The 24244-nt window shown below is 67.9% G+C and carries 19 protein-coding genes and 1 tRNA gene; 9 read left to right on the forward strand and 11 right to left on the reverse strand.

Going from position 1 to position 24244, the window contains the following annotated elements:
- Positions 1-53: 53 nt before the first annotated feature.
- From ACYQ8L_RS01855 to ACYQ8L_RS01890, 8 genes are read left to right on the forward strand one after another with little or no spacing between them, the layout of a single operon-like run.
- The gene (locus tag ACYQ8L_RS01855) at positions 54-1172 is read left to right on the forward strand and encodes a hypothetical protein (RefSeq protein WP_459940056.1); all 1119 of its coding nucleotides are present in this window, start codon (positions 54-56) and stop codon (positions 1170-1172) included.
- Positions 1173-1195: 23 nt separating this feature from the next.
- Positions 1196-1378 (forward strand): hypothetical protein, encoded by a 183-nt coding sequence (locus ACYQ8L_RS01860; protein WP_459940057.1) that lies wholly within the window; start codon positions 1196-1198, stop codon positions 1376-1378.
- A 34-nt stretch (positions 1379-1412) separates the two neighbouring features.
- Positions 1413-4178 carry a formate dehydrogenase subunit alpha gene (locus ACYQ8L_RS01865; protein WP_459940058.1) on the forward strand — a complete coding sequence of 922 codons (2766 nt, stop codon included), beginning with the start codon at positions 1413-1415 and terminating at the stop codon, positions 4176-4178.
- Positions 4179-4188: 10 nt separating this feature from the next.
- Positions 4189-4779, forward strand: coding sequence for a formate dehydrogenase FDH3 subunit beta (gene fdh3B, locus ACYQ8L_RS01870; RefSeq protein ID WP_459940059.1), 591 nt, complete (start codon positions 4189-4191; stop codon positions 4777-4779).
- Between the two features lie 49 nt (positions 4780-4828).
- Complete coding sequence (locus ACYQ8L_RS01875) at positions 4829-5662, forward strand: hypothetical protein (protein ID WP_459940060.1); 834 nt, start codon at positions 4829-4831, stop codon at positions 5660-5662.
- Positions 5659-6327 (forward strand): formate dehydrogenase subunit gamma, encoded by a 669-nt coding sequence (locus ACYQ8L_RS01880; RefSeq protein WP_459940061.1) that lies wholly within the window; start codon positions 5659-5661, stop codon positions 6325-6327. Before ACYQ8L_RS01875 ends, ACYQ8L_RS01880 begins: the two co-directional genes overlap by 4 nt.
- Positions 6328-6330: 3 nt before the next feature.
- Positions 6331-8241 (forward strand): 4Fe-4S binding protein, encoded by a 1911-nt coding sequence (locus ACYQ8L_RS01885; RefSeq protein WP_459940062.1) that lies wholly within the window; start codon positions 6331-6333, stop codon positions 8239-8241.
- On the forward strand, positions 8238-8828 hold the full coding sequence (locus ACYQ8L_RS01890) for a TorD/DmsD family molecular chaperone (RefSeq protein WP_459940063.1): 591 nt from the start codon (positions 8238-8240) through the stop codon (positions 8826-8828). Before ACYQ8L_RS01885 ends, ACYQ8L_RS01890 begins: the two co-directional genes overlap by 4 nt.
- A 48-nt stretch (positions 8829-8876) precedes the next feature.
- Here the strand turns inward: ACYQ8L_RS01890 and nifA are convergent, their stop codons facing one another.
- Positions 8877-10508 (reverse strand): nif-specific transcriptional activator NifA, encoded by a 1632-nt coding sequence (nifA, locus tag ACYQ8L_RS01895; RefSeq protein WP_459940064.1) that lies wholly within the window; start codon positions 10506-10508, stop codon positions 8877-8879.
- A gap of 164 nt (positions 10509-10672) precedes the next feature.
- Here nifA and glnA point away from each other — a divergent pair, with 164 nt between their 5' ends.
- The gene (gene glnA / locus ACYQ8L_RS01900) at positions 10673-12085 is read left to right on the forward strand and encodes a type I glutamate--ammonia ligase (protein ID WP_459940065.1); all 1413 of its coding nucleotides are present in this window, start codon (positions 10673-10675) and stop codon (positions 12083-12085) included.
- A 111-nt stretch (positions 12086-12196) separates the two neighbouring features.
- Here glnA and rpoC read toward each other — a convergent pair whose 3' ends face one another.
- The 10 genes from rpoC to rpmG all read right to left on the reverse strand — a co-directional run bounded on the left by rpoC (position 12197) and on the right by rpmG (position 24219).
- Positions 12197-16372 carry a DNA-directed RNA polymerase subunit beta' gene (rpoC, locus tag ACYQ8L_RS01905; RefSeq protein ID WP_459940066.1) on the reverse strand — a complete coding sequence of 1392 codons (4176 nt, stop codon included), beginning with the start codon at positions 16370-16372 and terminating at the stop codon, positions 12197-12199.
- 42 nt (positions 16373-16414) lie between these two features.
- Positions 16415-20524 (reverse strand): DNA-directed RNA polymerase subunit beta, encoded by a 4110-nt coding sequence (rpoB, locus tag ACYQ8L_RS01910; protein WP_459940067.1) that lies wholly within the window; start codon positions 20522-20524, stop codon positions 16415-16417.
- Positions 20525-20714: 190 nt separating this feature from the next.
- Complete coding sequence (gene rplL / locus ACYQ8L_RS01915; protein WP_459940068.1) at positions 20715-21098, reverse strand: 50S ribosomal protein L7/L12; 384 nt, start codon at positions 21096-21098, stop codon at positions 20715-20717.
- 51 nt (positions 21099-21149) lie between these two features.
- On the reverse strand, positions 21150-21671 hold the full coding sequence (gene rplJ, locus ACYQ8L_RS01920) for a 50S ribosomal protein L10 (protein ID WP_459940069.1): 522 nt from the start codon (positions 21669-21671) through the stop codon (positions 21150-21152).
- A gap of 248 nt (positions 21672-21919) precedes the next feature.
- Positions 21920-22615: a 50S ribosomal protein L1 gene (gene rplA, locus ACYQ8L_RS01925; protein WP_459940070.1), complete on the reverse strand. Its 696-nt coding sequence runs from the start codon at positions 22613-22615 to the stop codon at positions 21920-21922.
- Positions 22616-22634: 19 nt separating this feature from the next.
- On the reverse strand, positions 22635-23060 hold the full coding sequence (gene rplK, locus ACYQ8L_RS01930) for a 50S ribosomal protein L11 (RefSeq protein WP_459940071.1): 426 nt from the start codon (positions 23058-23060) through the stop codon (positions 22635-22637).
- A gap of 77 nt (positions 23061-23137) precedes the next feature.
- Positions 23138-23668: a transcription termination/antitermination protein NusG gene (gene nusG / locus ACYQ8L_RS01935; protein ID WP_459940072.1), complete on the reverse strand. Its 531-nt coding sequence runs from the start codon at positions 23666-23668 to the stop codon at positions 23138-23140.
- 90 nt (positions 23669-23758) lie between these two features.
- Entirely contained in the window at positions 23759-23944 is a 186-nt protein-coding gene (gene secE / locus ACYQ8L_RS01940; RefSeq protein WP_459940073.1) for a preprotein translocase subunit SecE, read from the reverse strand.
- 21 nt (positions 23945-23965) lie between these two features.
- Positions 23966-24042 (reverse strand) — tRNA-Trp (locus ACYQ8L_RS01945).
- A gap of 27 nt (positions 24043-24069) precedes the next feature.
- The gene (rpmG, locus tag ACYQ8L_RS01950) at positions 24070-24219 is read right to left on the reverse strand and encodes a 50S ribosomal protein L33 (protein ID WP_459940077.1); all 150 of its coding nucleotides are present in this window, start codon (positions 24217-24219) and stop codon (positions 24070-24072) included.
- Positions 24220-24244 lie beyond the last annotated feature (25 nt).

Below are 24244 nucleotides of genomic sequence, written 5' to 3' on the forward strand. Positions count from 1 at the left end.
CTTCGTGCCGTCGTTCTTTTCATACGTTGTTTGATCTTGTTTGGGGGCACATCATGGGGAATTCCCACCGGTTCCGGCTTCTCGGCCTCGGCCTCGCCGCCGTCTTCCTCGCCGCCTCCGCCTCGGCCGCGCCCCGGCTCACCGACGCGGAGTCCCATCCCTTGGGGGTGGGCAACCCCCTGCCCCGGCTCGCCTGGGCGAACCTACCCGAACCGGATCGCGCGTACCTCGGGCTCTCGTCGCCCGACGCCAGCACGGAGGACGTCCCGGGCGAGATCCTGCTGGTGGAGTTCTTCAACGTCCATTGCCAGTCGTGCATGGCCCAGGCCCCGGTCATGGCGGAACTCACGGCCCTCATCGCCGCCGACGAGGAACTCGCAGGGAAAGCCAAGATCCTCGGCGTGGCCGAGGGCAACACGGCCGACGAGGTGGCGGCGTTCCGGGGGAGGTACGGCCTGTCGTTTCCCCTGATCCCGGATCCCGAGTTCCTCGCCTATCACGCCTTTGGAAACCCCGGGGGCACGCCCTACACGGTGCTCTGTGTCCGGCGCGATGGCCGGTGGATCGTAGCCACGACCCACCTGGGGGCCATCACGACCCCGATGCTCCCGTTCTACGACATGAAGCGCTACCGCAACCTGGATCCCTCGCTCTTCAAGGGGCTCGCGGAGGAGGCCTCCGCGTTCCAGGTGGTGCGCAAACCCCCGGTGCTCCAGATGCCGGAGGACGAGGTGGTGCGCCGCATCCTCGAGGCGCCGGCGTTCCGGGGGCGGAAGGCGCGGGTCGAGGCGCTGGATCTCCCCCATACCGGCCGGGCCTGGCGGGTCGAGGCACCGGGGGGGCCCTACTTTGCCCGGGTGTTCTCGGTGGCCCCGGTGTGCGACATCTGCCACGCGCTGCACTTCGTGGCCGTGTTCGACCGGTATGGTGAGGTGGTCGACATCGTGAAACTCCGGATCAGCCGCTACGGGAACCAGGAGATCTCGGAGGAGGACCTGGCCTTTCTCCGGGCCCGGCTCCGGGGATTCAACGCGTTTCGGCCCCGGATGTTCGACCCCTCGGTGGACGCCGTGAGCGGCGCCACCATGTCGAGTTCCCTCGTGTTCGACGCGCTTCGCAACGCGGGCGCCTTCTTCCAGGACCTCATCGACGCCGGGCTCGTGAGCCCGTAACCCTTCGCCAAAGGAGGTGGGCCGTGAAGACCAAGCCAACCCCCCACTCCCGCCGTAGATTCCTGGCAGCCCTCGGCTCGGGCCTCGCCGCGCTGGGACTCGTGCCGAAGGCCAAGGCCGGCACGGCGCGCGCCGGCAACCGCCCGGCCACGGGATTCCGCCGCACGCCGCACGTCGAGACCTACTACCGCACCCTGGAGGACTGAACTCTCCGAAACGAGGCAGATAAGGAGGCGAGCCATGCGCGTTCGAACGGCAAGGCCCAGCCCCGCCAAGCCGCGCGGGGCCGGGGTGGACCGACGGGGGTTCCTCAAATCCGCCGCCACGGCGCTGGCGGCCGGCGCGGTGGCCGGGTCGCCGGCCGGGTTCGTCCGCCGGGCCCGGGCCGGGGAGAAGTCGCCCTACCCCGACGCCAAGCAGGTGAAAACGGTATGCACCCACTGCTCCGTGGGGTGCGGCATCATCGCCGAGGTCCAAAACGGGGTGTGGGTCCGCCAGGAGATGGACCTCACCCACCCGATCAGCCGGGGCGGGGTGTGCTGCAAGGGCGCGAGCCTCCGGGACTTCGCCACGAGCGAGAAGCGACTGCGCCACCCCCTGAAGCTCGAAGGGGGCAAGTGGAAGAAGATCTCCTGGGACCAGGCCCTCGACGAGATCGCCGAAAAACTTCTGGCCATCCGCAAGGAATCCGGGCCCGACAGCGTGTACTGGATGGGCTCAGCCAAGTTTTCCAACGAGCAGGCCTACCTGTTCCGGAAGATGGCCGCCATGTGGGGGACGAACAACGTCGACCACCAGGCCCGGGTCTGACACAGCACCACGGTCGCCGGTCTGGCGAACACGTGGGGCTACGGGGCCATGACGAACCACCTCAACGACATCCGAAACGCCCGGTCCATCATCATGCTGGGCTCGAACGCCGCCGAGGCCCATCCGGTGGCCATGCAGCACATCCTGGCGGCCAAGGAAAAAAATGGGGCGCCCCTGATCGTGGTGGACCCCCGGTTCACGAAGACCGCCGCCAAGGCCGACGTGTACGTCCGCCACCGCTCGGGCACCGACGTGGCCCTCGTCATGGGCCTGGTGCGGGAGATCGTAAAGAACGGCTGGCACGACAAGGAATTCATCGAAAAGCGCACCTTCGGGTTTGAAGAGGTCATGCAGGTGGCCGACCACTACACCCCCGAGGAGGTGGAGCGGATCACCGGGGTGAAGCCGGAACTCCTCAAAAGGGTGGCGCGGCTCCTGGCCGAGAACCGACCCGGCACCCTGATCTGGTGCATGGGCGGCACCCAGCACTCCAACGGCAACAACGTGACCCGGAGCTACTGCATCCTCCAACTCGTGCTCGGCAACATGGGCAAGGCCGGCGGCGGGGCCAACGTGATCCGGGGCCACGACAACGTCCAGGGCGCCACCGACATGTGCATCCTCGCCAACAGCCTGCCCGGGTACTACGGCCTCTCCGACGGGGCCTTCAAGCACTGGGCCCAGGTCTGGGGCGTGGATCCCGACTGGCTCATGGGCCGGTTCGATCGGGAGTACGACAAGAAGCAGCACAACAAGAAGGGCTTCACCATGGCCCGCTGGTACGAGGGGGTGCTCCAGCCCAAGGACCAGATCGACCAGCGCGACAACATCCGGGCCCTGTTCTACTGGGGCATCGCCATGGAAAGCCAGAGCCAGATGCACCGGGTCAAGGAGGCGCTGGAGAAACTCGAGCTCCTCGTGCTCGTGGACCCCTTCGTGCCCTCGGCCGCGGTGGTGCCTGATCGCACCGACGGCACCTACCTCTTGCCGGCCTCGACCCAGTTCGAGAACGAGGGCTCGGTCACGGCCACGGCCCGGCAGCTCCAGTGGCGCTACAAGGTCATGGAGCCGCTGTACGACTCCAGGCCCGACCACGAGATCATGTTCGCCCTGACCGAACGCCTCGGGTTCGGCAAGGAGTTCCGGGGCAAGATCGAGACGTGGCCCGACGACTGCGTGAACGAATGGCGAAAGGGGCTCCAAACCATCGGGTACCTGGGGCAGACCGTCGAACGGCTCAAACGTCAGCGCGACAACGCCCACACCTTCGACCTGGTGACCCTGCGCGCCAACGGCGGCCCGTGCGACGGGGAGTACTACGGGCTGCCCTGGCCGTGCTGGAACGAGAAGCATCCGGGCACCCCGATCCTCTACGACATGTCGAAGCCGATCATGGAGGGCGGGCTCCCGTTCCGGGCGCGGTTCGGCACCGAGTACAAGGGCCGGGACCTCCTGGCCGCCAAGGGGGTGACCATGCCCGGGAGCCAGGCCGAGGGCGGCTACCCGGAGTTCCAGGACGTGGTGCCCGGCACCAACTGGAAGACCGATCTCACGAACAAAACGATCGAGGCGGCTCTGGCGAAAGGCATGGCCCCGTTCGGAAACGCCCGGGCCCGGATGTACGTGTGGACCTTCCCCGATCCGGTGCCCGTGCACCGGGAGCCCATCCACACCCCGCGGCCCGACCTCATCGCCGACTACCCCACCTACAAGGACCAGAAGATGCAGTACCGGTGCTTCACCCCGTTCGAGGGGGTCCAGTCGGGGGAGGCGTGCAAGGAGTACCCGCTCATCCTCACCACCGGGCGGATCGTCCACCACATGGGCGGCGGCGCCGAGACCCGGGGCAACCGCTGGCTCTCGGAGCTCGCCCCGGAGATGTACGCCGAGGTGAACCCCAGGACCGCCAACGACTACGGCCTCCTCGAGGGCGACTGGATCTGGGTGGAGAGCCCCCAGAAGGGCCGGATCAAGGTGCGGGTGAAGGTCACCCACCGGGTGGACGAGCACACGATCTTCCTGCCGTACCATTTCGGCGGGGTGTTCGAGGGCGTGAGCAAGGCCGATCGCTTCCCGGAAGGGACCGCGCCGTTCGTCCTGGGCGAGTCCGCCAACGTGGTCACCAACTACGGCTACGACGTGGTGACCCAGATGCAGGAGACCAAGACCGGCCTGTGCCAGATCTCCAAGGCCTAGGAGGTGCCCCATGGCCCGGCTGAAATTCCTTTGCGACGCGAACCGGTGCATCGCCTGCGACGGCTGCACCGTGATGTGCAAGAACGCGAACGATGTGCCCCGGGGCACCTTCCGCCGCCGGGTCATCACGATCAACGAGGGGCAGGACGGCGAGGCGAGTATCTCCATCTCGTGCATGCACTGCTCGAACCCGCCCTGCGCCGCCGTGTGCCCTGTGGAGGCGTTCTACCAGACCGACGACGGGCTGGTGCTCCACTCCAAGGACAAGTGCATCGGGTGCGGGTACTGCCTGTTCGCCTGCCCCTTCGGCGCGCCGAGCTTCCCGAGCGGAGCCCCCTTCGGGGCCAAGGGGGTCATGGACAAGTGCACCTACTGCGCCGGGGGCCCCGAGGAAGACCTTTCGGAGGCCGAGCGGCGAAAGTACGGCGCCAACCGGCTCGCCGAGGGGAAGCTCCCGGCCTGCGCCACGGCCTGCGCCACGAAGGCGCTCCTGGCCGGGGAGGCCGACGAGATTTCCCGGATCTACCGGAAACGGGCCGTGGAGCGGGGCTCCGAGGCGAACGCCTGGGGGTGGAAGCGGGCCTACGGGAAGAGCCTGTAACGGGCAAGGGGCGGCCCCTCGGGGTCCGCCCCGGTGGGAGGGAGCGCGCATGACCCTGCGACGAACCGCCGCGGCCCTCGCGTTCGCGGTGCTCGGGCTCTGGGCCGGGGGAACCCCGGCCGCCGGGCCCGCCCCCGATCTGGCCGACGGCCGCTACCCCTACCTGGCGCCTTCGGGGGAGGAGAACCCGCTGGTGGCCCGCTGGGTCGCACTGGCCCGGGCGATGCCCGACTGGAAGGACAAGGCCAAGGCGGCCCACTACCGGTTCCCACCGGGCAAGGACGGCCGGAAGTGCGACCAGGCCGACTGCCACCCCGGGTTCCGGGACGCCTTCGTCGAGAAACTGCTCGCCTTGCCCGACGGACCCGACCGGCAGGGGGCCCGGGAACCCCGCCAGGGGCTCGAGCGCTGCGGGGACTGCCACGGATGGGACCGGATCCGGCGACGCACCGCCGCGTGCCGGCTCCATTTTCAGGAAACCGACCGGGTCGAGTGCACCTCGTGCCACCTGGAGGGCCCCAAGGTGCTCGAGGCCCGGGGGGAGAAGAAAACTGCCGTCGTGAGGGACCTACGTCCGGCCCGCGCCTGGCCCACCCACGAACTCACCAAGGACGAAAAGGCCATCGCCTGCGACAGATCCTGCCACGCGCCCCAGAACCCCTTCGGAATCGAGCGGGTCTGCACCGATTGCCACGGCGAGGGCAAGCTCGAGGTACCCCGGCTCGCGGCCGCGGGGGGCCTCGTGCACGCCACGGACCCCAGGAGTCCCTGGCCCCGGCTTACGGACCGATTCTTCGTCGGACTCACCGTTGTCGTGACCGCGGCCCTCCTGGCCCACATCCTCTTGGACATCGTGCGTTCCCGCAAGGAGGAGGACCGATGAGCCAACGGGAGGTTCAGCGGTTTCCGCCCGGGTTCGTGTGGCAGCACGCCCTCCTGATGATCACCTTCACCGTGCTCGCCGTGACCGGCATGCCGCTCAAATGGCACTGGTGGGGGATGATCCGGGTGATGGGGGGGTACGAGGTGGTCCGGTGGATCCACCGGGCGAGCGGGGTGGTGATGCTCGGCCTGGGGCTGGTTCACGTGGCCCACGCCCTCTGGCACCAGGCGCGCACCGGCCGGCGCGGGGGGCTTTGGCCCTCGATGCGGGACGTCCGGGACATGCTCCACGACACCCGGTTCCTCCTGGGCCTCGAGCCCCGGCGGGCCCGGTACCCCCGGTACAGCTACATCAACAAGTTCGACTACTGGGGCGCCTTCTGGGGGGTGGCGATCATGGCCGGCTCCGGGCTCATCCTGTGGTTTCCGAGGTCGTTTTCCGACTTCGTGATCCATATGGGATACATCGCCCACACCGACGAGGCGCTCCTTGCGGTGATCGCGATCTTCATCTGGCACCTCTACCACGTGCACACCTACCACGGCCGGCCGAGGCTCAACCGGGTGTGGCTGACGGGCAGGATCTCCCTGGAGGACCTGCGGCGCGAACACCCCGAGGAGTACGACGAGCTCGTGCGAACCGGCCGCCTCGGGGAGCCGGGCTGATCCATGGCGAATCCCCAGGACGGACTCTCCCCCCGGCTGGCGCGGGAAGCGTGGCTGTGCTCGTGTAACGGCACCGTCCCCCTGCCCCGCCCGGCCGATCTGCCCGAGGGCCTGCGGCTCCGGGGGTTCCGGCTCCTGTGCCGCCAGGATCTTCCGGCCCCCGAAGCGCCCGTGTTCGTCGGGTGCGCCCGGGGGACCGGCCGGCTCCTGGCCGACTGGGAGGCGCAGGGGCTATCCCCCGGCCGGGTCGTGGCCTGGGACCTCCCCCCGGCGCTCGTCGGCCGGCCCGGTGCCGCGACCCGGCGCCTCGCCGCCGCGGCCGCCGCAGCCGGGACGAACCTCGCCGCCGCGGCCCTCCCCCCGGCCGAGCGCGAACTTCCCCCGCTTCCTCGGGTGGCCGTGCTGGGGTCCGGAGGCCTGGGGGTCGCGCGCACCCTGGCCGGGGTGGCCGAGGTGGTTTGGATCGCGCCCGGCGCCCGGCCTGGGAGGGGCTGGAACGCCCTTCCCGCCCAACCCGTCCGGGTCGACGGGCGGGCCGGGGCATTTCGGATCGGCCTAGCCGTCCCCCACCCGGTGGACCCTTGGTCCTGCGTCGGGTGCGGCGCCTGCGCCCAGGCCTGCCCCACCGGGGCCTTGGACCCGGAACTTCGGTTTTCCCCCGAGCGCTGCGACGGGTGCGGCCGGTGCGAGGCGGCCTGCGGCCCGGCGGCCGCCCTGGACCTCCGCCGCCCCCCGGCGGTGGCGGCCGACCAGGTGATCTGGCCCGGCGGGACGGATCCACCACGCCCCGGTCTGTTCCTGCCGGCGGGCCCGGACGGGGTCTCCGCGGCCATCGTCGAGGCCCTCGCCCTGGCGGCGGGAACGGTCGCGTGGGACACCGTGGGCCCTCCCCCGGAAGCCTGCGCCCACCGCGCCGCCCGGCTCGGGGGCTGCTCCCGGTGCCTCGAGGTCTGCCCCACCGGGGCGTTGCGGGACCGGGCCGGTTCGCTCGACCGGGACCCGCTCGCCTGCTCCGGGTGCGGGGCGTGTGTGGCCGCCTGCCCCACCGGGCAGATGGACTCGAGGCCCTGGCCCCGGGACGCCCTGGCCCAGGCCCTCGAGTCCCTCGGCCGGGCCGGGATTCCCCTTCACCTGCGGTGCCGCCACGCCGAGGAGGTCGGCGGGCCGCAGGGGCCCGTGGGTGTTCCCCTCGACCACCTCGCCGGCCTCGACGCCTGGGGACTGGCCGGGGCCGTCCTGGCCGGGTCCCCGTGCCTCCGGCTCGCGCCCTGCCCCACGTGTGAACCGGTCGCCCAGGCGCTGCGGGAGGAATGCGACCGCGTGCTCGACCGGGTCGGCCTCGGCGGCACGATCCTCCTCGGCGGGGACGCCCCCGCGTCCGGGGCGGCGCGGAGGCCCCCCCTGCCCCCGGGCCGCCCGGAAGAATCCACCCTGGCCCGCCGCGCCCGGATCCTCCGGGCCCTGTGGGACGCGGCGCCGGACGCCCCGGACCTCGACGGCCCCTTCGGGCGCCCGGAAGTCGGGGGCGGGTGCACGGCCTGCGGGGCCTGCGCCGGCGTCTGCCCCACCGGGGCGCTGGAGGCCGACCCGAACACCCCCGTGCTCCGGGCGACCGAGGTGCGGTGCGTGGGGTGCGGGCTGTGCGCCGCCGCCTGCCCCGAGGCGACCCTCGGGCTCCAGCACGGGCTGCGCTGGGCGCGGGAATCCTTCGCGCCCCGAGTGCTCGTGCGTGCCGACGCCCACGCCTGTCCGGCGTGCGGCCGGGTGTTCGCCACCCGGGAGGCGATCGAGGCCGTGGCCCGCCGGCTTCGGCACCGGGGCGTGGGCGATCCGGAACTCCTGGCGCTGTGCCCGGACTGCCGCGCGGTGCGCGCGTTGGCCGAGGGGCCGCGCCCCGGGGAGGCCGGGTCATGAGGCCGGGCTGGGGTGATCTGGCCCGTTGGCTCTGGGAGGGGCCGACACCGGAGGACCTGGAGGCGCTCGCGCGCGCCGACTCCGTCCTCCTCGGGGAACTCGCGGCCTCCGCCCGGAAATGGGGTCCGGTCCGGGGGGGCGAGGCGGCGCGGGAGGCCCTCTGGACCCTCCTCCAAGACCCCTTCCAACCCCGCGTCGCCCCCTACGCCAGCGCCTACCGGGACGGGGCTCGGTTCGGACCGGCGCTGGTTTCCTTCCGGGGCTTCCTCCGAACCCAGGGGCTCGTGCCCGAAGGCGAGCGGTTCCGCGACGCGGAGGACCACGCCGCCTTCCAGCTCGACTGCCTGGCGTTCCTGGCGGCGGAGGCCGGCCCCCGGTCCGCCGCGTACCGGGAGTGCCTCGGGACCCACGTGCTGCCGTGGATGCCGCGATTCTTCCGGGACCTCGCCCGGCAGGATGGGACATTGCCCTATGGGGGGTTCTACGCCGGCGTGGCCGCGGCCGGACTCCGGCTGCTAGAGGCCGAGGCATCTCGCCTGGGCCTTACGGCCGGGCCGCCGGAACCCGGCACGCACCCGTCCCCCTGACCCGCCCCCTGCCGACGGCGGAAGTTCGAGGGCCGAGGGCCGCCGTTCCTACTTGTATTTTCTGGGCTCGATCCCGTACTTTCTGATCTTGTAGCCCACGATCCGTGGCGTGGTCTGGAGCCGCTCGGCGGCTTTTCGGATGTTCCCCCGCGTGGCCTTTAGGGCATCCACGATGAGGTCGGTTTCGAAATGCCGCACCGCCTCGTCGAAGGGGAGCTCCACGGCGCTCCTCGACTCGTCGGCGGTCTGGAGGGTGGGGGGCAGGTGGTAGGAGTGGATCGCCGGCTCCTCGCACAGGAGAACGGCCCGCTCCATGCAGTTTTCGAGCTCCCGCACGTTGCCCGGCCAGTGGTAGCGCATCAGCATGTCGATGGCCGGGGTCGTGATGCGGCGGATGTCCTTGCCGTTCTCCCGGGCGTACTTCTGAAGGAAGTGCTCGGCTAAGAGCAGGATGTCGGTGCGCCGCTCCCGTAGCGGCGGGAGGAAGATGGGAAACACGTTGAGCCGGTAGTAGAGGTCCTCCCGGAACCGGCCGCCCTCGATCAGGCTCTCCAGATCCCGGTTGGTGGCCGCGATGACCCGGACGTTCACCCGGATCGGCTCGAGCCCACCGACCCGCTCGAACTCCTTCTCCTGGAGCACCCGCAGGAGCTTCACCTGCAGGGTGGGCGAGAGATCCCCGATTTCGTCGAGGAAGATCGTCCCCCCCTCGGCCAGCTCGAACTTCCCAGGTTTGCGCTGGACCGCCCCCGTGAACGCCCCCTTCTCGTGGCCGAAGAGCTCCGACTCGATCAGGTTCTCGGGGATCGCGGCGCAGTTCACCTTGACGAAGGGCTTTTTCGCCCGGGGGGAGTTGTAGTGGATGGCGTGGGCGACGAGCTCCTTCCCGGTGCCGCTTTCGCCCCGGATCAGCACGGTGGCGTTCGATTTTGCGACCCGGGCGATCATGGCGTAGACCTCGTGCATGGCCTTGGAGTTTCCGATGATGTTCGTGATGTTGTATTTACGCACGAGGTCGGCCTCGAGCCGCTCCTTCTCAGCCACGAGCTTCTGGCGCTCGTCCTCGGCCAGGCGATGGAGTTTCACGGCCTGGGCCACCATGGTGCCCAGGATCGTCAGAAGCCGCACGTCATCCTGGAGCCCGGCGCCGTCGCCCTGGACCCGGTCGGCGCTCAGGGCCCCCAGGACCTCGTCGCCCACCTTCAGGGGCACGCACACGAAGGCCACGTCCTCCCGGGTGAGGTCCCGGCTCAGGGTGCGGTTGAGGAACAACGGCTCCCTGCCCACGTGGGGCACGGCCATGGGCTCGCCCGTGGCCACCACGCGACCCGTGATGCCCTCGCCGATCCGGTAGCGGCCCCGGCTCTCCTCCTCGGGCGTAAGGCCGTAGGACACCTCGACCCGCACCTCCTCGGCATAGGGCGACACCACGGCCACCGTTCCCCGGGTCATGCCGAGCCGCCGGGCGAGCACCGCCAGCGTCCGGTACAGCCGGTCCCGGAGGGGGGCGTCGCTGGCCAGGGCCGCGCTCACCTCACCCAGGGTCTCGAGTTCCTGGAGCTTTCGCTCCAGCGCCTTTGCCGTGGTCACGGGGGAAACTCCTGCGACGGGATACGAGAACGGGGAACGGGTCCTTGCGGGTCCCGGCGGGCGGGCCCGGCACCCCGGATGCGACAGCATTGTACTTCACAAGATCACAAGAAACAATCGTGTCACTTTCCGGCGCCGCAGGGCCGGGTAACCGGCCCCGGAAGCGATGGCACGAATCGTGCTAGAACGGAGGCCATCTTCTTTTGCCCGAAACGGGCTTCGGCCCAAACCCCATCCGGAGGAGGTGTCGCACCATGGATCCGAAAACCGTCATGGAGTTCGCCCGCGAAAACGAGTGCCTGTTCGTGGACGTCAAGTTTCTCGATTTCGTCGGGCTGTGGCAGCACTTCACCGTGCCGCTTCAGGCATTCGACGAGTCGGCCTTCGAGGAGGGCATGGGGTTCGATGGCTCGAGCATCCGGGGGTGGCAGCCGATCCACGCCTCGGACATGCTCGTGATCCCCGACCCGGCCACGGCCAAGATCGATCCGTTCCCCCGGGAGCGCACCCTCTCCCTTATCGGGAACATCGTCGATCCCGTGACCAAGGAGCCCTACAGCCGGGATCCCCGGTACATCGCCCAGAAGGCCGAGGCGTACCTGAAGAGCACCGGCATCGGCGACACGGCCTATTTCGGGCCGGAGGCGGAGTTTTTCATCTTCGACGACGTGCGGTTCGACCAGACCCGCAACAGCGCCTTCTATTTCGTGGACTCGGTGGAGGGCCGGTGGAACACGGGCCGGGACGAGCAGCCGAACCTGGCCTACAAGCCCCGGTACAAGGAGGGCTACTTCCCGGTGCCCCCCACCGACTCCCTGAACGATCTGCGAAACGAGATGGTCTTGGAACTCCTGCGACTCGGGATCGAGGTGGAACTCCAGCACCACGAGGTGGCCACCGGAGGCCAGGGCGAGATCGACATCAAATACGCCCCGCTGGTCCAGCAGGGCGACAATCTCCAGTGGTTCAAGTACGTACTGAAGAACGTGGCCCGCCGCAACGGCAAGACCCTCACCTTCATGCCCAAGCCCCTGTTCGAGGACAACGGGACCGGGATGCACGTGCACCAGTCCATCTGGAAGGACGGCGAGAATCTGTTCGCCGGCGACAAGTACGCGGGCCTCAGCCAGATCGGCCTGTGGTACATCGGCGGCATCCTCAAGCACGCCCGGGCCCTGTGCGCCATCTGCAACCCCTCGACGAACTCCTACCGCCGGCTCGTGCCCGGCTTCGAGGCCCCGGTGAACCTGGCCTACTCCAGCCGGAACCGCTCGGCCGCGGTCCGGATCCCGATGTACTCCACGAGCCCCAAAGCGAAGCGGATCGAGTTCCGCACCCCCGACCCCTCGTGCAACGGGTACCTTGCCTTCGCCGCCATGCTCATGGCCGGCCTCGACGGCATCGAGAACAAGATCGACCCGGGCGAGCCCTTGGACAAGGACATCTACGGGCTGTCCCCCGAGGAACTGGCGGACGTCCCCTCGGCCCCGGGATCCCTGGAGGAAGCCCTGAACTGCCTGGAGGAGGACCACGAGTTCCTCCTGAAGGGCGACGTCTTCACCGAGGACGCGATCGAGATGTGGATCAGGTACAAGCGCGAAAACGAGGTGGACCCGATCCGCATGCGGCCCACCCCGTGGGAGTTCGCCCTGTATTTCGACTGCTGATCACCCCGCCCCTAAGCCATAAATAGAGAAGGGGCCCCTTTCGGGGCCCCGTTCGTTTTTGCTCCGATCGGCGCGGCGCCCCATCCTGCGCAGGGCGCCCCCCAATCGGGCCTACTCCTCGGCTTCAGCCGCCTCGTCCTTGGCGGTTTCGTCTTCGCCGCCCAGGGCGACCTGCCGGCTCCCCAGGGCCGTGAGCTCGGCCATGACCTCCTCGTCGGTGAGTTCGGAACGCCGGGGCTTCACCAGGGGCTCGTAGTGCACCCCGTCGTCGTGGACCTCGATGCCCACCCGCCGGTACCGCGGCGTTCCGGTGCCGGCCGGGATGAGCCGGCCCATGATCACGTTCTCCTTGAGGCCCCGCAGGTAGTCCACCCGGCCCTCGATGGCGGCCTGGGTGAGCACCTTGGTCGTCTCCTGAAAGCTCGCGGCCGAGATGAAGCTCTCGGTGGAAAGACTCGCCTTCGTGATCCCCAGGAGCACCGGCACGCCGATCGCGGGGCGGCCGCCCTTCTCCAAGACCTTTCGGTTCTCCTCCTCGAACACGTGCCGCTCCACCTGCTCCTTGAGGAGAAAATCGGTGTCGCCGACGTCGGTGATCTCCACGCGTTTGAGCATCTGCCGCACGATCACCTCGATGTGCTTGTCGTTGATGTCGACGCCCTGGAGTCGGTAGACCTCCTGGATCTCGTCCACCAGGTACTTCATGAGGTTCTTCTCGCCCAGGACCTTGAGCACCTCGTGGGGGTTCGTGGCCCCCTCCATGAGCGGCTCGCCGGCCCGTACGAAGTCGCCTTCCCGTACCGACACGTGCCGGCCCTTCGGGATCAGGTACTCCTTGGGCTCCCCCACCTCGGGGGTCACGATGAGCCGGCGCTTTCCGCGGACGTCCTTGCCGAAGCTCACAACCCCGTCGATCTCCGAGATGACCGCCGCATCCTTGGGCTTGCGCGCCTCGAAGAGTTCGTCGACCCGGGGCAGACCGCCTGTGATGTCCTTCGTTTTCGTGGTCTCCCGCGGGATCTTGGCCACCACGTCGCCGGCCTGGACCTCGTCGCCCTCCTGCACCAGGATGTTGGCCCCCACGGGCAGGATGTACCGGGCCACCGTCTCGCCGGTTTCCAGGCTCTTGATGGAGACGCGGGGCTGGTAGTCGCCGCCCCGGGCCTCGGTGATCACCTTTCGCGACAGGCCGGTCACCTCGTCCACCTGCTCGCGCATGGTGACGCCGTCGAGGATATCGCCGAACTTCACCCGGCCCGAGGCCTCGGTCAGGATCGGGTTCGTGTAGGGATCCCACTCGGCCACCCGCTGGCCGGGGCTGACCGGGTCCCCGTCCTTCACCAGGAGGTGGGCGCCGTACACCACCTGGTAGCGTTCCCGTTCCCGGCCCTGGTCGTCCACCACCACGATCTCGCCGTTTCGGCTCATGGCCACGATGGTGCCGTCCGCCTTGGTCACGGTCTTGAGGTTCCGGTACCGCGCCGTGCCGGCGTGCCGGACCTCGAGGGTCGACTGCTCCACCCGTTTCGAGGCCGTGCCGCCGATGTGGAACGTGCGCATGGTGAGCTGGGTGCCGGGCTCCCCGATGGACTGGGCCGCGATGATCCCCACGGCCTCCCCGATGTTGACCTTGCGGCCCCGGGCCAGGTCGCGGCCGTAGCACTCGACGCACAGCCCGTTTCGGGTCTGGCAGGTCAGAACGCTGCGGATCGTCACCTTCTCGATGCCGGCGTCCTCCACCTTGGCCGCGAGCTCCTCGGTGATCTCGGCGTTGGCCGGCACGATTACCTCGCCGGTGTACGGGTCGCGGATGTCCATGAGCGCGGTGCGCCCCAGGATCCGGTCCCGGAGCCGTTCCACCACCTCGCCGCCCTCCACAAGGGCGGTGACCTCGATCCCATCGAGGGTGCCGCAGTCCTGCTCCGTGATCACGACGTCCTGGGCCACGTCCACGAGCCGCCGGGTCAGGTACCCCGAGTTGGCGGTCTTCAGGGCCGTGTCGGCCAGCCCCTTGCGGGCCCCGTGGGTCGAGATGAAGTACTGGAGCACCGTGAGCCCCTCGCGGAAGTTCGCGGTGATCGGGGTCTCGATGATCTCGCCCGAGGGTTTGGCCATGAGACCCCGCATCCCGGCGAGCTGGCGCATCTGGCTCATGGAACCCCGGGCGCCCGAGTCGGCCATGATGTAAATCGAGTTGAGCTCGGCGCCGTTTCCGGAGGCCTCGAGGTCCTTCATCATCTCCTGGGCCACGGCGTCGGCCGCGTTGGACCAGATGTCCACCACCTTGTTGTAGCGCTCGCCGTCGGTGATGACCCCGTCCTCGAACTGGCGCTGGATCTCGGCCACCTCGGCGAAGGCCTTGTCCAGGATCTCCTTCTTGGCCGCCGGGATCTTCATGTCGTGGATCCCGATGGAAAGCCCCGACTGGGTCGCCATCCGGTAGCCCAGGTTCTTGAGCTGGTCGGCGAAGATCACGGTGGCCTTCCCCCCGGCCCGCCGAAACGCCAGGTCGATCAACTCCGCGAGGCTCCCCTTCTTCATGGTCCGGTTCACCTCGGAGAAGGGGATGCCCTCGGGCACGATCTCGTAGAGGATGATCCGGCCCGGGGTCGTCTGGACCCTCTCGCCGTCGATCCGGACCTGGATCTTCGCGTGGAGCCCCACCGCCCCCTGGTCGAAGGCCCGGCGCACCTCGGCGGGGCTCGCGAAGATCATCCCCTCGCCCTTCTGGCCGTCCCGGGCCAGCGTCAGGTAGTAGGCCCCCAGCACGATGTCCTGGCTCGGCACGATGATCGGCTTGCCGTGGGCCGGGCTCAGGATATTGTTGGTGCTCATCATGAGCACGCGGGACTCGATCTGGGCCTCCACGGTGAGCGGCACGTGCACCGCCATCTGGTCGCCGTCGAAGTCGGCGTTGTAGGCCGTGCACACCAGGGGGTGGAGCTGGATCGCCTTCCCCTCGATCAGCTTGGGCTCGAAGGCCTGGATGCCCAATCGGTGGAGCGTGGGCGCCCGGTTCAGGAGCACCGGGTGTTCCTTGGTGACCTCCTCCAGGATGTCCCAGACCACGTCCTCCTGCCGCTCCACCATCTTCTTGGCGCTCTTGATGGTGGTGGCGAGCCCCCGCTCCTCGAGTTTGTTGAAGATGAAGGGCTTAAAGAGCTCCAGGGCCATGATCTTCGGCAGGCCGCATTGGTGGAGCTTGAGCTCCGGGCCCACCACGATCACGCTCCGGCCCGAGTAGTCCACCCGCTTTCCGAGCAGGTTCTGCCGGAACCGCCCCTGCTTGCCCTTGAGCATGTCGGACAGGCTCTTGAGCGGCCGGCGGTTCGGCCCGGTGATGGTGCGACCGCGCCGCCCGTTGTCGAACAGGGCGTCCACGGCCTCCTGGAGCATGCGCTTCTCGTTCTTGACGATGATGTCCGGGGCCTTGAGCTCCAGAAGCCGTTTCAGCCGGTTGTTCCGGTTGATCACCCGGCGGTAGAGGTCGTTGAGGTCGCTCGTGGCGAACCGCCCTCCCTCCAGGGGCACCAGGGGCCGCAGGTCCGGGGGGAGCACCGGGATCACCTCGAGAACCATATCCTCGGGCCGGTTCCCGGAGTTCTTGAAGGCGTTCACCACCTTGAGCCGCTTGGCGTACTTCTTGCGCTTCGCCTTGCTCGTGGCCTCGAGCATCTCGGTGCGAAGCTCGTGGGCGAGCTGGTGCACGTCGATGGACTGGAGGAGCCTCCGGATCGCCTCGGCCCCCATGCCGGCCTCGAACTCGGCTCCGTAATCCATCACGGCCTGCCGGTACTGCTCCTCGGTGAGAAGCTCCCCCTTCTTGAGGGGCGTGGAGCCCGGGTCAATCACGATATAGGCCTCGTAGTAGAGCACCCGCTCCACGTCCTTGAGCTTGAGGCCCAGAACCGCCCCGATCCGGGACGGCAGGCTGCGCAGGAACCACACGTGGGCCACCGGGGTGGCGAGCTCGATGTGGCCCATGCGCTCCCGGCGGACCGACGAGCGGATCACCTCGACCCCGCACTTCTCGCACACCACCCCCCGGTGCTTCATGCGCTTGTACTTGCCGCAGTTGCACTCGTAGTCCTTCACGGGGCCGAAGATCTTGGCGCAAAACAGCCCGTCGGACTCCGGCTTGAAGGTCCGGTAGTTGATAGTCTCGGGCTTTTTCACCTCACCGTGGGACCACTCCCGGATCTGCTCGGGGCCCGCGATCGAAAGGCGCACCGCGTTGAAGCTCAACGGATCCTTGGGCTGGTCGAACAAGCTGTCTATCGTGCGCAAGGTTCAAGACCTCCTTCGAGGGGCTCCCCGGTCAGGCGAGCCTCAGGCGCCCTCTTCCTCTTCCAGGAGCTCCACGTTGAGCCCCAGGGCCTGCATCTCTTTGACGAGCACGTTGAACGACTCGGGCAGCCCCGGCTCCAAAATCGGCTTGCCCTTCACGATGGCCTCGTAGATCCGGGTCCGGCCCGCCACGTCGTCGGACTTGACCGTGAGCATCTCTTGGAGCGTGTGGGCCGCGCCGTAGGCCTCGAGCGCCCACACCTCCATCTCCCCGAGCCGCTGCCCCCCGAACTGGGCCTTGCCGCCCAGGGGCTGCTGGGTCACCAGGCTGTAGGGCCCAATGGAGCGGGCGTGGATCTTGTCGTCCACCAGGTGGTGGAGTTTCAGCATGTACATCACGCCCACGGTGGTGGGCTGATCGAAGGGTTCGCCCGTCTTGCCGTCGTGGAGCACGGTCTGGCCGGTCCGCGGCAGGTCCGCCTGTTCCAGCAGGCTCCAGATCTCGTCCTCGGAGGCGCCGTCGAACACCGGGCTCTCCATGTACACCCCCTCCCGGGCCGCCTGGCGGGCCATGTGGAGAATCACCTCGTCGGAGGCCCGGTCGAGGAGTTCCTGGCTCTCGGGTTCGGCGTAAAGCTCCTTGAGGCGCTTGCGCAGGGCCTTGGGGGAGTACTTGGTGTCCAGTACCTTCTGGATCTGCTCCCCGAGCCCTCGGGCGGCCCACCCCAAATGGGTCTCGAGCACCTGCCCCACGTTCATCCGGGAGGGCACGCCCAGGGGGTTCAAGATGATGTCCACGGGGGTGCCGTCCTCGAGGTACGGCATATCCTCCACCGGCACGATCGTCGAGATGACGCCCTTGTTCCCGTGGCGGCCCGCCATCTTGTCCCCCACCGACAGGCGCCGCTTGATCGCGACGTAAACCTTGACCATCTTGATGACGCCCGGCGGCAGGTCATCCCCCTCCTCCAGGCGCGACACCCGCTCCTCGAACCGCTTGCGGACCTCGGCCACCTGCTGGTCGAGCTTCTCCATCAGGTCGAAGATCCGCTCCTCTTTCTCGGGGGCATCCACGAGGGGAAGTTCGCCCCACGCGTCCCGGGGCACCCGGTCCAGAAGCTCGTTCGTGATCTCGGCCCCTTCGGGGATCACCACGTTCCCCTCCAGGTCCACGATGTCCATGGCGGCCCGCTCGCCCACCAGGAGCTCCCGGATCGCGGCGAAGGTGGCGCTCCGGAGGATCGCGATCTCGTCCTCCATGTCCCGCCGCAGCCGTTCGGCCTCCCGCTCCTCCACCGTCTGTTCGCCGTCCTCGCCCCCTTTGCGGCTGAACACCTTCGCGTCCACCACGATGCCCTCGACCCCCGGGGGCACCCGAAGGCTCGTATCTTTGACGTCGCCGGCCTTCTCCCCGAAGATCGCCCGCAGGAGCTTCTCCTCCGGGGTGAGCTGGGTCTCGCCCTTGGGGGTCACCTTGCCCACCAGGATGTCGCCGGGCCGCACCTCGGCCCCGATCCGGACGATGCCCGATTCGTCCAGGTCCTTGAGCTTGCGGTCCCCCACGTTGGGGATGTCGGCGGTGATCTCCTCCTTGCCGAGCTTGGTGTCCCGCGCCACGCACTCGAACTCCTCGATGTGGATCGAGGTGAACGCGTCCTTTTGAATGAGCCGCTCCGAGACGATGATCGAGTCCTCGAAGTTGTAGCCGCCCCAGCTCATGAAGGCCACGAGCACGTTCTGCCCCAGGGCCAGCTCGCCCTGGGCCGTGGCCGGGCCGTCGGCCAGGATCTGGCCGGCCTTGACCCGGTCGCCCGCACGCACGATGGGCCTCTGGTTGAGGCAGGTGTTCTGGTTGGAGCGCTGGAACTTCGTCAGGGTGTACACGTCCACCCCCGCCTCCCCTTCGGGCTCCTCGTAGCGCACCACGATCCGGGCGGCGTCCACGCTCTGGACCACCCCGTCGCGGCGGCACACCACCGTGACCCCGGAGTCCCGGGCCACCACACGCTCCATGCCGGTGCCCACCAGGGGCGCCTGGGTCCGCAGGAGCGGAACGGCCTGACGCTGCATATTGGAGCCCATGAGCGCTCGGTTCGCGTCGTCGTGCTCCAGGAACGGGATCAGGGACGCCGCTACGCTCACAAGCTGCTTGGGGGAGACGTCCATCAGGTCCACCTCGGACGCCGACACGAGCACGGTCTCCCCGTTGCGCCGGGCGTTCACAAGCTCGTTCGTGAACCGGCCCTCCTCATCCAGGGGCGCGTTGGCCTGGGCGATCGTATGCTCCTCCTCGTCGAGCGCCGTGAGGTACACGATCTCCTCGGTGACCCGGCCGTCCACGACCTTCCGGTAGGGGGTCTCGATGAACCCGAACTCGTTCACACGGGCGTAGATCGAAAGGCTCACGATGAGCCCGATGTTCGGACCCTCCGGCGTCTCGATGGGGCAGATCCGGCCGTAGTGGGTGGGGTGGACGTCTCGCACCTCGAACCCGGCCCGCTCCCGGGTGAGGCCGCCCGGCCCCAGGGCGCTCAAGCGCCGTTTGTGGGTCGTCTCGGAGAGCGGGTTCGTCTGGTCCATGAACTGGCTGAGCTGCCCCGACCCGAAGAACTCCTTGACCACCGCGGTCACCGGTTTGGAGTTCACCAGGTCATGGGGCATGAACGACTCGATCTCCCCGAGGGCCATGCGCTCCTTCACGGCCCGCTCCATGCGCACCAAACCCACTCGGTAGCGGTTTTCCAGGAGCTCCCCCACGCTCCGGACCCGCCGGTTCCCCAGGTGGTCGATGTCGTCCACCTTGCCCTGGCCGTTCCGCAAGCCCACCAGGTACCGGACGACGTCCAGGATGTCGCCCTTGGTGAGGGTCTGCTGCTCGATGGGCTCGTTTCGCTTGAGCTTGTGGTTCAGCTTGATCCGCCCCACGTCCGAAAGTTCGTAGCGCTCGGGGTTGAAAAAGAGGTTCTCGAAGAACTTCCGGGCCGTGTCGGGCGTCGGCGGATCCCCCGGCCGCATCCGCCGGTAGATCTCGATGATCGCCTCCTCCGAGTCGCGCACCCGGTCCTCGGCCAGGGTGTTTCGGATGTAGGGCCCGACCTTCAGGTTGTCGATGAAGAGCACCGAGAACTCCCGGATCCCTTTCTCCTTGAGAAGCTCCAGGAGCTCCGGGGTCACCGGATCGCCGGCCCGGGCGATGGGATCTCCGGTCTCCGGATCGAGCAAGGTCTCCCCCAGGTAGCTCTCCTCCATCTCCCCGAGGTCCACCGGAAGGTACTCCACCCCCAGGCGCTGGAGCTTGCGCACGGCCCCCTTGTTGATCCGCCGCTGCTTCTTCACGATCACGTTGCCCGTGGTCGGGTCCACCAGATCCTCGGTGGCCCGGGCATCCAAAAGCAGGTCGGTCCGCAGTTCCTTCTCGGCGGTGCCCTTCTCCCAGTCGACCCGGATTCTCACCTTGTCGTAGAAGGCGTCGAGGATCTCCTCGTGGGTGTACCCCAGGGCCTTCAGGAGCACCGTGGCGTGGAGTTTGCGGCGCCGGTCGATCCGCACGAACACGAGGTCCTTGTGGTTGAACTCGAAATCGAGCCACGAACCCCGCGACGGGATGATGCGGGCCGAGTAGAGGATCTTCCCGCTCGCGTGCTTCTTGCCCTCGTCGTGGCTGAAGAAGACGCCCGGTGACCGGTGGAGCTGGTTCACGATCACCCGCTCGGTCCCGTTGATGATGAACGTCCCGTTCTCGGTCATCATCGGGATCTCGCCAAAATAGACCTCCTGCTCCTTCACGTCCCGGATGCTCCGGGTGCCCGTGGACTCGTCCACGTCCCAGGCCACCAGCCGCACCGTGATCTTCAGCGGCCGCGCGTAGGTCATCCCCCGCTGAAGGCACTCCTTCACCGAGTGGGTCGGCTCCCCGAGCTCGTACTTCACGAACTCGAGCGAGGCCGTCTCCGCGAAATCCTTGATGGGGAACACGCTCTGGAACACCCGCTGCAGCCCCACGTTGCGCCGCTCCTCAGCGGGCACGTCGGCCTGTAGGAACCGGGCGTAGGACTCCCGCTGTACCTCGATCAGGTTCGGGATCCCGACCACGGTCTCGATCTTGTTGAACTTCCTACGAAGCCTTTGGTTGTCGGCTACGGAGTACGCCATGGGGTTCCGTCTCCTTCACACGGCAGGATGGTTCGCGGGCCTCGCGCCCGCCGTACGATCCAGGGCAGGAGAAAACGAGCGAGAGAGTCAGGGGATGGTCAAAAACGAAACGGGGCACGCGGAGGGCACACGCCCCCCGCGCGCCCCCATTGGGGGTCCACAGGGTGTTGTTCTTCTCGGAACGTCGCCGTTAGGCGATCTCGACCTTGCCCCCAACTTCCTCGATCTTCTTCTTGATGTCCTCGGCCTCTTCCTTGCTGACCCCCTCCTTGACCACGGAGGGCGCGCCGTCCACGAGTTCCTTGGCCTCCTTGAGGCCGAGGCCCGTGATGGCCCGGATCACCTTGATCACCTGGATCTTCTGGCTGCCGGCCTCGGTCAGCTTCACGTCGAACTCGGTCTTTTCCTCGGCGGCCGCGGCAGCCTCGCCGCCGGCCGCGGGCATGGCGGCCACGGCCACGGGGGCGGCGGCGCTCACGCCGAACTTCTCCTCGAGCTCCTTGACGAGCTCGGCGAGCTCGAGCACCGTCATGTTCTCAATGAACTGGATCACGTCTTCCTTGGTGATTGCCATTTGGTACCCTCCACGTTCTCGGTTTTTAGGGATGGGGTGGAAACGTGGCGGCTAGGCCGCCTCCTTCTGCTTCTGGATCTGGCTGAGCACCTGCACGAACCCGCGCGGCACGCCCGAAAGGACGCCCAGGAGCCCCCGGATGGGCCCGGCCAGCACCCCCACGAACTGCCCGAGGAGTTGCTCCCGGCTGGGGAGCTTGGCGAGCGCCTCGACCTCGGCCGCGGTGATCGCCCGCCCGGGCAGCCCCCCGCTGCGGATCGTGATCTGGGGGTTCGCCTTGGCGAAATCCACCACGGCCTTGGCGAGCGCCACCGGGTCGCCAAAGGTGAAGCTCACGGCCGTGGGCCCCACAAACTCGTCCACGAGGGGTTCGTACGGGGTCCCCTGCACCGCGATCCGGGCCAGGGTGTTCTTGACCACCTTGTGGCCGGCACCCTCCTTCTCCAAGCCCCGGCGCAGGGCGTTGGCCTGGGCCACCGTGAGCCCGCGGAACTCGCTCACGACGATGCCCTGGGCCTTCTCGAACATCTCCCTGAGTTCTTGGACGGCTTCCTGCTTCTGTGTCTTATTCACGTCTCCCTCGACCCCCTTTCTCTCGACTGCGGTTACGGTGGACGGTTTCCCATCTTCCGGCCGTGTGGAGAGGGGGTCGTTCACCCCATCCCTCCGAGAAGCCGACTCGGCAGGAGATTAAGCCCGGCCGCGGCCGGGCGCCTGCGGTCTTCGTACGGCCCGGAAGGCCAACACGAAACTTCGGTCGTCGGTCGTCAGTCACCGGTCGGACCCGGCCCCGACGATTCACGATTTGCGATTCACGGTCCTCAGGCCCGGAACTGCACCGGGTCGAGCTTGATCCCGGGGCTCATGGTGGTGGCGATCGCCACCCCCCGGATGTAGGCCCCCTTGGCCGAGGCGGGCTTGGCCCGGATCAGGCTCTCGATCACGGCGGCCACGTTCTCCTTGAGTTGCTCGGGGGAGAACGACTTGCGGCCCACCGGCACGTGGACGTTACCGTACTTGTCCACCCGGTACTCGACCCGGCCCGCCTTGAGTTCCTTCACGGCCTGGGCCACGTCGAAGGTCACGGTGCCGCTCTTCGGGTTGGGCATGAGGCCCCGGGGCCCCAGAATCCGGCCCAGGCGGCCCACCACCCCCATCATGTCGGGCGTGGCCACCGCCTTATCGAACTCGAGCCACCCCTCCTGGATCTTCTCGGCCAGATCCTCGGCGCCCACGAAGTCGGCGCCGGCCTCCTCGGCCTCCTTGGCCTTGTCGCCCTTGGCGAACACCAGCACCCGCACGCCCTTGCCGGTTCCGTGGGGCAGCACCACCGTGCCCCGCACCATCTGGTCGGCGTGGGCCGGGTTCACTCCCAGGCGCACGGCCAGGTCGACGCTTTCGTCGAACTTGGCGTACGAGATCTGGGGCAGCAGCGCCAGGGCCTCGTCGAGATCGTACAGCTTCAACCGGTCTACCTTGGACCGGGCCTCCAAGTACTTCTTTCCTTTGCGCGCCATCGTCCGCTCCCTCCGCCGCCTAGTCCACGACCTCGAGGCCCATGCTTCGCGCCGCCCCCTCGATGGTGCGGATCGCCGCCTCGATGTCGGTGGTGTTCAGATCGGGCATCTTCTGCTCCGCGATCTTGCGGACCTGCTCCCGGGTCACCTTGCCCACCTTCTTCTTGTTGGGCTCCCCGGAGCCTTTCTCGATGCCCGCCGCCATCTTCAGGAGCACGGCGGCCGGAGGGGTCTTCGTGACGAAGGTGAACGAGCGGTCGGCATAGACCGTGATTTCCACGGGCGTGATGATGCCGTTGCCGTCCTTCGTCTTGGCGTTGAACGCCTTGCAGAACTCCATGATGTTGACCCCATGCTGGCCCAGCGCCGGCCCCACCGGAGGGGACGGGTTCGCTTGGCCCGCCGGGATCTGCAGCTTGATGATCGCTGCGACCTTCTTCGCCATGACGGATGCTCCTTTCCAGAGGTGTGGGGGGACCCCCGTGGTCCCCGCCTAGCGGCCCGCCCCGGGGCGGGCCTCCCTCAGGTCTTCTCCACCTGGAAGAACTCCAGTTCCACCGGGGTCGAGCGGCCAAAGATACTCACGAGCACCCGGAGTTTCCCCTTGTCGGGGTTTACGTCCTCCACCACGCCGGTGAAGTTCGAAAACGGGCCGTCGATCACCTTGACCTGCTCGCCACGGCTGAACTCGTACTTGGGCTTCGGGTGGGCCCGCCCCTCCTCCATCTGCCCGATGATCTTCTCGACCTCCTCGTCGGAGATCGGGGTGGGCTTCACGCCCCCGCCCACAAACCCGGAGACCTTCGGCGTGTTCTTCACCAGGTACCAGGTGTCGGTGTCCATCTCCATCTGCACCAGGATGTATCCCGGGAAGAACTTCCGGGAGGTGGTGCGCTTCTCCCCCTTCACCACCTCCACCACCTTCTCCGAGGGCACGAGAATCTGGCCAAACCGGTCCTCCATACCGTGCTCGCGGATCCGCTGCTCGAGCGCCGCCTTCACACGGTTCTCGTAACCGGAATAGGTTTGCACGACAAACCACTGCTTGGCCATTTCCTCACGCCTTCGCGATGCGGTGTGAAAGTGGGGGAAAGGAAGGAAGGGGAGCAACCGGCGCCGGAGGGGCCGGCGTCCAGAAGGGATCTAGCTCAACACGAGCCGGAACAACTGGTTTAACAGGGCGTCCACCACCCCGAGATAGATCCCGACCACGAACGTGACCACCAGGACCACCACGGTGGAGGCCGTGGTGACCTTCCGGTCCGGCCAGGTCACCTTCTTGAGCTCGACCTTCGCCTCCCGGAGAAACACCTTGAGCTTTTCGATCATCCGAGGCCCCAGAGAAAAAGGTGGCAGGCCAGGAGGGATTCGAACCCCCAACCCCCGGATTTGGAGTCCGGTGCTCTACCAGTTCGAGCTACTGGCCTGCACTCTTTGCACGCGTCGGAAACCGCCTACTTCGTCTCTTTGTGGAGCGTGTGGCGGTTGCAGAACCGGCAGTATTTTTTCTTTTCGAGTTTGCCGGTCGTGCGCTTCTTGTTTTTATCGGTATGGTAGTTCCGCTGCTTGCACTCGGTGCAAGCGAGGATCACGGCATCTCGCATGGGATCGGTGCCCCTCTTATTCCAA

The organism is Deferrisoma palaeochoriense (assembly GCF_054656955.1).

Bases quoted from the DNA above. Each gene is read 5' to 3' on its own strand.
- ACYQ8L_RS01855 (WP_459940056.1), top strand. From the start codon at position 54: ATGGGGAATTCCCACCGGTTCCGGCTTCTCGGCCTCGGCCTCGCCGCC.
- fdh3B (WP_459940059.1), top strand. From the start codon at position 4,189: ATGGCCCGGCTGAAATTCCTTTGCGACGCGAACCGGTGCATCGCCTGC.
- ACYQ8L_RS01875 (WP_459940060.1), top strand. From the start codon at position 4,829: ATGACCCTGCGACGAACCGCCGCGGCCCTCGCGTTCGCGGTGCTCGGG.
- ACYQ8L_RS01880 (WP_459940061.1), top strand. From the start codon at position 5,659: ATGAGCCAACGGGAGGTTCAGCGGTTTCCGCCCGGGTTCGTGTGGCAG.
- ACYQ8L_RS01885 (WP_459940062.1), top strand. From the start codon at position 6,331: ATGGCGAATCCCCAGGACGGACTCTCCCCCCGGCTGGCGCGGGAAGCG.
- ACYQ8L_RS01890 (WP_459940063.1), top strand. From the start codon at position 8,238: ATGAGGCCGGGCTGGGGTGATCTGGCCCGTTGGCTCTGGGAGGGGCCG.
- nifA (WP_459940064.1), bottom strand. From the start codon at position 10,508: ATGCTGTCGCATCCGGGGTGCCGGGCCCGCCCGCCGGGACCCGCAAGG.
- glnA (WP_459940065.1), top strand. From the start codon at position 10,673: ATGGATCCGAAAACCGTCATGGAGTTCGCCCGCGAAAACGAGTGCCTG.
- rpoB (WP_459940067.1), bottom strand. From the start codon at position 20,524: ATGGCGTACTCCGTAGCCGACAACCAAAGGCTTCGTAGGAAGTTCAAC.
- rplL (WP_459940068.1), bottom strand. From the start codon at position 21,098: ATGGCAATCACCAAGGAAGACGTGATCCAGTTCATTGAGAACATGACG.
- rplA (WP_459940070.1), bottom strand. From the start codon at position 22,615: ATGGCGCGCAAAGGAAAGAAGTACTTGGAGGCCCGGTCCAAGGTAGAC.
- rplK (WP_459940071.1), bottom strand. From the start codon at position 23,060: ATGGCGAAGAAGGTCGCAGCGATCATCAAGCTGCAGATCCCGGCGGGC.
- nusG (WP_459940072.1), bottom strand. From the start codon at position 23,668: ATGGCCAAGCAGTGGTTTGTCGTGCAAACCTATTCCGGTTACGAGAAC.
- secE (WP_459940073.1), bottom strand. From the start codon at position 23,944: ATGATCGAAAAGCTCAAGGTGTTTCTCCGGGAGGCGAAGGTCGAGCTC.
- rpmG (WP_459940077.1), bottom strand. From the start codon at position 24,219: ATGCGAGATGCCGTGATCCTCGCTTGCACCGAGTGCAAGCAGCGGAAC.